Below are 8,018 nucleotides of genomic sequence, written 5' to 3'. Positions count from 1 at the left end.
ACACCTAAAAAAATGAAAGGTTTTCTCTGCCTTTATCAATTTCCTTTACAACAGAGAAAAAGCCAATTTTCCTACTCCAAAGCAATAAGCGAAAGAATAGGATTAAAAAAATAAATACTTAAAAACATATTAAAATAAATAAAATTATGGAAAAAGTAGAAAAAGGATTAGCAATAGACCTTAGACCATTTAACAAATGGCAAAAACATCAATTTATTAACTCATTAAAAGAAAAATATAAAGTGGATTACACAACAGTCCATAAAAATTTTAAAATAGGAGATGTTGTAGAGTTTTATGGAGGATATTATAATCATATACTCTATCGAACCGAAATTATCGGCTTCGACCAATCAGGCAACTTATATGTTTTATGGGACTGTTATTGGTTTCCTGTAAAACAAGAAAGGATACTAAGGACGATTAACACCCCAAGTTAGGGGTGTTTTTTTTGTTGTAAAAAAGTCATTTCATTTTGATTTATACATTGCACCCCCCTCTTTATACATTGCACCCCCTCCTAGTTTATACATTGCACCCCCTCTTTATACATTGCACCCCCTCCTAGTTTATACATTGCACCCCCTCTTTATACATTGCACCCCCCTCTTTATACATTGCACCCCCCTCTTTATACATTGCACCCCCTTATGGTTGCGTTTTTTTTATTTTTTTATATATGACTTATACATTGCACCCCCCTCATTTTTGGCTATTTCTATACATTGCACCCCCTCATTTTTGGCTATTTCTATATATTGCACCCCCCCTAGTTTATACATTGCACCCCCCTCTAAAACGCTTAAAACGCCTATGAATAAAGGCTAAACTCCCATTCTATAAAAGGTATTATAAAGTGTATTATTATAAAGTTTTTTTTTTTATAAAGTGTAAATGTGGATAACTTATAAGGATAAAATATAAGTCCAAAGAAGTAAAAAAAGGAAAGTCCAGTTAATAAAATAACCAAATAAAAAGTCCAATGAAGATAAAAAATCCAAAATTCATATTTTTGCGAGAATTTATTGGATATGAAAATTTTAATTTACTTCTTATTTTTGTCCTTTTTTGCAAAAGGACAAAGTTTTATAATAGGAGATAGTCAGTCTTTTTATTTGGCTAGAAACTCTAAAAAAGCTAAAATATACCCTCGTTTAGCCAAAGTAGGGATAGGCATTTTAGAACTTATTAAAATGGTTGAGCGTGAGGACGAAAATAGAGAGATTGAGAATATTTTTATATCTATTGGAGTTAATGACGGTTATGTTGATAAAGGAATATCAAGTTTAATAACTGTTTTGCAGAGAAAATTTCCAAACTCTGATTTATTTGTGATTAAAGGTTCTTATGGTTGGGGTAATGTTCCTGCCAATAAAATTTATAATCAGAGATATTTACAATATTATGAAAAATTTAAAAATTCTGGAGTAGGTGTTTTATATGGAAATATAGGTATGGGAGACCCCCATTTAGATAAAAGCGAGTACAAAAAATTATCGCAAAACATAGATTGCATTATTAAAAATTTTGAAGGAAAAGATTGTAATTCTTAGAAAAGGTTATCTTTGAAAAAAAATACTATGTTTAAATTTTTTAATCTATTTTCTAAACTCATTTGGGACGATTTAATTAAAGAGATAAAAAAATATTATGCTGAGAGCATTAAGAAAAACGGTATTAAATAATAGGGAGGACGAGGAGGAACTTAATAAGTTTCTAGACAAAAAAAGCAGAAAATATTATATAGAAAGAAACTATAAAAATATAAAAATTTATAAATATTTTCTATTTTTAAGAAAAAAGGGAGCTGACCTAAATAGGTGGTTTGATATAGAAATAGAGAGTGAGAAAAAAAATAAAAAATAGATATGAATAAAATTTTAGTATTGACTTGTCTTGTGGTATTTATACTATATTCTCTAGTGAGTTTGGTTATAGATATTCCGATGGTGTTTAATAATATTTTTTATGGGATAATCAGTATCTTGGGGCTTTTTTTCGCCATATTTTATTTAAACATTGGAGAGGGATTAAAAGAAAGATTTAAGGAAAATAAGCAGAGAAATATTGATGAAAAAAAAATATAAAATCATCAATTATTTTAAAAAAATGATAATTGTAAATTTCATTTAAAACGCCACTTTTTTCAATGATAAAATAAGTTCAACTAAAAGCTGAACTTATTTTTTTTGAAATTTAGTTTAACCCAAAAATTCTCATACTGGAAAACCCTATAAATTTTTATATAGGATATTCTGCTTACGAAAATAAAAAATATATAAGGGTTGGACTTACAGTATTTATCTCAAATGAAGCACTTAAAATAAGGGGTGCTTAAAGGGGCATCTTCTCTGGACTTTATAGGTTATTTTTATGAAGCTGGGCTATGCCCAGTCTCCAAATTTTGTAGCGAAGCGGAAAAATTTTAGGAGAAGCAAGAGGGAACCACGATTGAAAAATCGTGGTTCTTTAGTTGTTTGGTTTATAGATAGTTAAAAATAATACTTTTTATATATGTATGCAAATATGTATTATTTATGTATATGTATTTTTAAAATTTCAGTATAACTATCTGTATAATAATATATATTTTGTATTTTTGTTGTATGTAAAAATGTAGGTAATGTCAGAAAAAAGCATAAGAATAAGTAAAGAAACGCATAATCTTTTAACAGAAATAAAAGAACGATATACATATCCTAGTTATGATATATCTATAAATTTAATTTGTCTTTTTATCATTAGAAATAGCATAAATCCTAAAGATGATTTTGTGGGAGATTTTAAATCAGAGCTTCTCAATTTGGAGCGAAGATTACTCCAATCTTTTGAAAAATCCCACAGTAAAATCACAAAAGACAATGCAAGTTTGAGGAGTTGGGTGGGAGGAATTACCAAAGACCATTTAGTTCCAATCACTAAAAAATTATCAGTTTTAGATAAAATATCGGATTTAGATTTTTCTAATATATCCGATAAAAAAGAAGAAAATTCTAAAACAGAAAATCCGTTAAATTTAGGATTAAAATTAGACAAAGACCAGTCGGATAATGAAGAAAAATACAAAGAAAAATTGGAAGAATTAACCACTAAAGTAGGAGAATATTTTTCAAAATATAATGACTTAAAAAAAGCCCTGTTTAAAATTTTTGATAATTCAAAAATAGAGAGAGGGGGAATGTTATCTCCTACAAAAATAGTGATTGATTTATCAGAGGAGGAGTGGTTGGAACTAAAGGATAAGATTTAAAAAATGTATCTAAATATTATTTCTCACGATGCGAAAAAGTCGGTGTCGTCCTCTAATATATTTCAGTATTTAGACAAAGAAAATTCCGAAGAAAAATTAAAAAATCAGAATTTAATAGCAGAGGGAAAAGAGGAAGAAATAAATCCCAATTCGGTTGAGCATTTTTTCAATCAAGATTTTAATCCTTATGACTTAGAGGATAAAAATTCAATGATTGATGTTTATGAGGCATCTATGCAGATAGATAAAAATAGAGGTACACAGAGCTTGTCAAGTAGTAATTTCTATATGCTTAATATTTCTCCTAGTCAAAAGGAACTTGAACATATGGAGAAGATAGCCATAGAAGAACTAGAAAACAGAGGGCTTAAATATGATGAGATAAAGGATAGTGTAGAAGTAGTAGAGTTTTATGAGGAGCAAAAAGACCAGTTAATGAAGCTCCAAATGAAACTTTTTACCAAAGATGTTATGGAGGAATATGCTAGGCAAATGGATAGGGAAATTTATGCTAATCAAGAAGCATTACCTGATAATGCGGAACGAAAGGCAATGCAACCAGAGATTGATAAAAGATATAATGATTTTTTAAAGAGTAAAGGTATAGAAGTAATAAATGGAAAGGAAATAATAGAGGTTGATTTTTTAAAAAAAACAGATTTAGATAAAGGAAGTATTTTTACTCTCTATCAGAAAGAGATTGATAAAAATGTATCGTTATATGTTCCGAATTCAAAATTTAAAATAGAGGGTCAAAAATTATTCATAGATGAGGAATATTATACAAATAAAATATCAAATTTAATTGCTGAGGAGACGAAAAATAAACAACTTGTTTCAGTTAGTAGTTTAGCTGTTGGTAGTAATAAAAGTATAGAAAAGTTTAAGGATTATGAAAAGAGGGAACAGTTAGTAATAGCTTATGATTGGAAGCAACAAATAAATAATTTGAATATAGATGAAACCTTAAAACTATACTTTGATAAAAGCGAATTAGATTTTGATAAGGGTTTATATTATGTTAGTGAAAATACATATAATAAAAAAGTATATGAAGCTCAGAGAAGTTTTTTAATAAAAAATTTACAGGAGGAGAGAAAAAAAATTTATGATAACTTAGCTAAACACAATGGGTTTGATTTTTCTAAGAATGATGATGGGGAGTATATAAACCCTGATAAAGTTCCTACAGGGAAGCATTTAAAAAACTTTAATACAAAAGTTTCGGTAGAATTTAATAAGTTTTTAGATGATAATTATATAAAAAATCCTGCTCCTAAACTAAATATTTCTAATTGGCAGTCGTATGAAGAAATAGATGTTAAAGTATTAGCAGAAAGTGAGAAGGCTATTCTAGTAGATTTTGAAGATGAAAATTTAGGAAAGAAGTGGATAGGAAAGTTTGCTATTGAAAAGGCAGAGGATTACGATTTAGGAGAACAGCATAAAATAAAAATATTGAAAGATTTTTATGTTCACATTAGAAATGAAAATATTTTTTATCTCAAAGGAGATTATAAAGAGTTAGAGGACTACAAAGAAGTATTTTCCGTAAAAGAAAAAAATATAAAAGATGAAAGTATAGAATTTTGTTTTAAACTGGAAAATATAGATAGTGAATTCTCATTCAATATAGCTCAAAAGGACTTAAAAATTATAGATGGAGAATATTATTTGAATCAGGAAGATTTTAAAGTAAAGTACGATAAACATTTAATAGAACATTGCAAAAATACTGTTTTTAAAGACGAGTATAAAAAAATAGAGGAGGAGGTTAATAAATCAAATGAAGAAAAAACCCAATTTTTTAAAGACAAAGAAACAGATAGATTATTTACTAATTTATTAGTTGATAAAAACATTATAGAGGTGGAGAGAAACGATAGGTATAATATTTCCATTAAAGCTGTAGAAGAAAAAAACCAATCAACATTATTCTCTTTTAAACCTAATGATTATGAAAAAGAAGTAAGGTTTTGGGTTAATAACAAAGATTTTGAGAAAGAAAAGGACAAGTTTTATTTTAAGAGGGAGGATAAAATAAATGGACTTATTTCTAAAGCGATTGAAAGAGACAAGGAGCAAAATAAAATGGTTGAAATTCCATTTAATCATTATACCTCAAAGGATATTAAGAGTAAGGAGGATAAAATGCTGACTTTTTACAAGGAGGAAAAGGGATTTAAAGAACCGCTCCCTTTTACTTTTAAAGCTAGTGAACTAGAAGAAAGAGACGGTAAATTTTATGTTGAAAATTTTAAGCTGCAATACCGTATGGAAAAGGCGAAAGACTTAGCTATTAGAAAGGAATACGGAGAGAAAAAGGAAGAATTTAAAAATCAAGTTTGGAAAGAAAATGGGTTTGATACCACCAAACGAAAAATAGAGGGTAAGGACTTGCTGTATTTTGCTAAGGTAGAACGAAACAGAACTTATAGCCACAAAGATAAAGAGGTACTTCGTAATAGACCTATTTTAAAAAAAATAGAGGAATATAAAAACAGTAAAAATCCTCTAAAAAAAATGAAAATATCAGATTTACAAAATGAGCTTTTGAGAGATAAATATACAGGGGAAGTGATAAAAGAGGGGGTAAAAAAAGGAGGAATGAACTATCACACTCATATCATTGTATCTAGGCACGATAAAACGAGTATTAACCCCAAAGATAAGGTGTCTATGTCCCCAAATGCCAATCAAAGAGAGGGCGTTTTAAATAATGGTGCTAAAGTGGGGTTTGATAGAGATATGTTTTTTCAAAAAGTAGAAAATATTTTTGACACAAAGTTTGAGTATAATAGACAAGAAACGGAAAAATATGTAAATGTTAATCAAAAAAAGAAATCGTATAATAAAGCATTAACTGGAGAACTGAAAGGGCGTTTAATAGGCAAGGTTGAAAAAATTATAGGTATAGATACAGTTAAGCAGGAACTTAATCCAATCCGAAAGGCGAAACAGGAAATTATGCCAATTCCTTTGCCAAGCAGTTTGCCAAAATCTAAAATAGATTTAGTGATTAAGATGGTTAAAGTTCTTAAAAATGCATTAGACAAAGGGGTACAATATTAAAATAGTATTTTATGGAAATAAATTATTTGGGATTAAATAAAGAAATAATAGGAGTTTTTTTAGTTATTTATGCTCTTGTAGGCGGTATAACATTTATATCTGCTAAAATAAAAGGCTACTTGGGATTGGGAATTTTTTGTTTGGTATTTTTTGTTGGGATATATTTTGACCAGAATTTCAAATCTTCGTTTTTTCCTATACTGTTGCCGTATGGTTTTTTACCTGCTATTGTTTTGGGAGGATTGTTAGGAATAGGCAAAATAGAAAAGAGAGCAGAGCCTTTGGTTGATGTTGAAATTATAACACGCAAAGGAAAAAAGATTATTAGAAATGTTTTTGCAGGAGTAGGTGTTTTTGGAGCTTCACGAAGTGGAAAGACAGCTTCAGTAATTTATTCTTTACTTTTGCACTTTTCAAAGTGGTTATTTAGCGGAGTAATATATGACTATAAGAATGGGGAACTAACAGAAATATGTATTCCGTTATTTGGAAAAGAGAGGGTTAAGATTTTTGCCATACACAGACCTGATATTTCAGTTAGAATAAATCCTATATATCCAAAGTATCTAGAGGACGAGAAAGATGTTAATGAGATATGTTCTGTATTATTAGATAACTTAGTTACAGAACATAAGGGAAATGCAGATTTCTTTTACGAAACTGCACTTAGTTTATTGAGTGCTTTAGTGCTAAAATTTTCTATTAAACACCCCGAATATTGCACATTACCTCACATTATCGCATTTATTTTATCGGTTGATTTTTCATTGAAAGAAGAAGAAAGTAAAGGATTAAAAGCAGATAGTTACGATACTTTTTTGGGTCTTAAAAAATTTCTTACTGATGATAAGAGAGTGAAAATACAGGCTTCATCTTTTATTTTGGGATTGGCTTCTGAAAAGCAAACGGCAGGGGTAGTTTCTACTTTAGCAAATGCTTTGAGAAAAATATCATTTCCACAATCTTTTTGGGGGTTAAGTCAGAATGATTTAGAGCTTAACTTAAATCATAAGGATAATAAAACCATACTTTCCGTACTGAATGAACCTAAAAATGAGAAAACATTAACTCCATTTTTAGCTATGATTATTCACTCTGTAACAAGGCAAATGATGACTAGGCATCAAGAACCTGCATTTATTTTGTTGGACGAAGCTCCCACAATAAAACTTAAAAATATGGCGAGAATAGCCTCTACAATGGCAAGTTTTGGTATAGTTACCGTTTACTGCGCACAAGACATTTCACAGGCTGTTATTCAATATGGTAAAGACGGTTTCAAGGCAATTTTGGCTAACCTTTCTACTTTATTTTTTGGGAGGGCAAATGACCCTGATACTGGTAAATTTTATGAACAGTATTTTGAACCTAAAAAAATAAAAACAAGGAGTGTAAGTACAGGGAGAGGGGGTACATCTAATACATTAAGTGAAAAAGAAGTACCAAAAGTGAGAGCTCACGAGTTTACAAAATTTGTTGCAGGTAAGTTTGCGTTTATTTCTGGAGGAAAATCAGAAGTTATCCAATTTCCAAAATTTAATATAGAAAAAGAAAGTTTAGAGGAAGTAGAAGTAATGAAAAATAAAATGATTGACAAGTACAATTCTATAATAGAGGAAATGGATTTATTTGCCAAGAGTATAGGAGTATCTGAAAGTGGAAAATTTTAATATTTTAAACTTTTTAATATATTTGC

General features: G+C 29.1%; 6 protein-coding genes. All 6 read left to right on the top strand.

Annotated features, from left to right (window positions below):
* The first annotated feature begins 146 nt into the window (after window positions 1-146).
* The 6 genes from D1003_RS10595 (at window position 147) to D1003_RS10570 (ending at window position 7,992) form a co-directional block, all read left to right on the top strand.
* Window positions 147-440 (top strand): hypothetical protein, encoded by a 294-nt coding sequence (locus D1003_RS10595; protein ID WP_153936969.1) that lies wholly within the window; start codon window positions 147-149, stop codon window positions 438-440.
* Between the two features lie 591 nt (window positions 441-1,031).
* A complete protein-coding gene (locus D1003_RS10590; protein ID WP_153936968.1) occupies window positions 1,032-1,553 on the top strand; it encodes a hypothetical protein in 522 nt (173 codons plus the stop codon).
* 315 nt (window positions 1,554-1,868) lie between these two features.
* Complete coding sequence (locus D1003_RS10585; RefSeq protein ID WP_153936967.1) at window positions 1,869-2,087, top strand: hypothetical protein; 219 nt, start codon at window positions 1,869-1,871, stop codon at window positions 2,085-2,087.
* A 536-nt stretch (window positions 2,088-2,623) separates the two neighbouring features.
* Window positions 2,624-3,250 (top strand): hypothetical protein, encoded by a 627-nt coding sequence (locus D1003_RS10580; RefSeq protein WP_153936966.1) that lies wholly within the window; start codon window positions 2,624-2,626, stop codon window positions 3,248-3,250.
* 3 nt (window positions 3,251-3,253) lie between these two features.
* Window positions 3,254-6,322 carry a DUF5712 family protein gene (locus D1003_RS10575; RefSeq protein ID WP_153936965.1) on the top strand — a complete coding sequence of 1,023 codons (3,069 nt, stop codon included), beginning with the start codon at window positions 3,254-3,256 and terminating at the stop codon, window positions 6,320-6,322.
* A gap of 11 nt (window positions 6,323-6,333) precedes the next feature.
* A complete protein-coding gene (locus D1003_RS10570) occupies window positions 6,334-7,992 on the top strand; it encodes a type IV secretory system conjugative DNA transfer family protein (RefSeq protein WP_153936964.1) in 1,659 nt (552 codons plus the stop codon).
* Window positions 7,993-8,018 lie beyond the last annotated feature (26 nt).

Origin of the sequence: Riemerella anatipestifer (genome assembly GCF_009663465.1) — a bacterium.
GTDB classification, from domain to species: Bacteria; Bacteroidota; Bacteroidia; order Flavobacteriales; family Weeksellaceae; genus Riemerella; species Riemerella anatipestifer_C.
The sequence above is the reverse complement of the archived record's forward strand: the minus strand, read 5'-3'. Positions and strand labels throughout refer to the sequence as shown.

Excerpts from the sequence above, each read along its gene's own strand:
- D1003_RS10585 (WP_153936967.1), top strand. The coding sequence starts at position 1,869 with ATGAATAAAATTTTAGTATTGACTTGTCTTGTGGTATTTATACTATAT.
- D1003_RS10590 (WP_153936968.1), top strand. The coding sequence starts at position 1,032 with ATGAAAATTTTAATTTACTTCTTATTTTTGTCCTTTTTTGCAAAAGGA.
- D1003_RS10570 (WP_153936964.1), top strand. The coding sequence starts at position 6,334 with ATGGAAATAAATTATTTGGGATTAAATAAAGAAATAATAGGAGTTTTT.
- D1003_RS10595 (WP_153936969.1), top strand. The coding sequence starts at position 147 with ATGGAAAAAGTAGAAAAAGGATTAGCAATAGACCTTAGACCATTTAAC.
- D1003_RS10575 (WP_153936965.1), top strand. The coding sequence starts at position 3,254 with ATGTATCTAAATATTATTTCTCACGATGCGAAAAAGTCGGTGTCGTCC.
- D1003_RS10580 (WP_153936966.1), top strand. The coding sequence starts at position 2,624 with ATGTCAGAAAAAAGCATAAGAATAAGTAAAGAAACGCATAATCTTTTA.